Source organism: Streptomyces sp. NPDC054883 (assembly GCF_053610645.1).
This window is the reverse complement of sequence record NZ_JBSGYT010000110.1, coordinates 1-750: the sequence shown is the minus strand read 5'-3', so window position 1 is coordinate 750 and position 750 is coordinate 1. Positions and strand designations below refer to the sequence as shown.

Below are 750 nucleotides of genomic sequence, written 5' to 3'. Positions count from 1 at the left end.
CAACCGGGGAGGGTCATTGGAAACTGGGGAACTTGAGTGCAGAAGAGGAGAGTGGAATTCCACGTGTAGCGGTGAAATGCGTAGAGATGTGGAGGAACACCAGTGGCGAAGGCGACTCTCTGGTCTGTAACTGACGCTGAGGAGCGAAAGCGTGGGGAGCGAACAGGATTAGATACCCTGGTAGTCCACGCCGTAAACGATGAGTGCTAAGTGTTAGGGGGTTTCCGCCCCTTAGTGCTGCAGCTAACGCATTAAGCACTCCGCCTGGGGAGTACGGTCGCAAGACTGAAACTCAAAGGAATTGACGGGGGCCCGCACAAGCGGTGGAGCATGTGGTTTAATTCGAAGCAACGCGAAGAACCTTACCAGGTCTTGACATCCTCTGACAATCCTAGAGATAGGACGTCCCCTTCGGGGGCAGAGTGACAGGTGGTGCATGGTTGTCGTCAGCTCGTGTCGTGAGATGTTGGGTTAAGTCCCGCAACGAGCGCAACCCTTGATCTTAGTTGCCAGCATTCAGTTGGGCACTCTAAGGTGACTGCCGGTGACAAACCGGAGGAAGGTGGGGATGACGTCAAATCATCATGCCCCTTATGACCTGGGCTACACACGTGCTACAATGGACAGAACAAAGGGCAGCGAAACCGCGAGGTTAAGCCAATCCCACAAATCTGTTCTCAGTTCGGATCGCAGTCTGCAACTCGACTGCGTGAAGCTGGAATCGCTAGTAATCGCGGATCAGCATGCCGT

The 750-nt window shown here is 54.3% G+C and carries 1 rRNA gene (only partly in view); it reads left to right on the top strand.

Features of this window, described 5'->3' with window-relative positions:
• A 16S ribosomal RNA gene (locus ACWGH1_RS35150) occupies positions 1-750 on the top strand (its annotated part extends 604 nt beyond the left edge of the window); the annotation flags it as partial.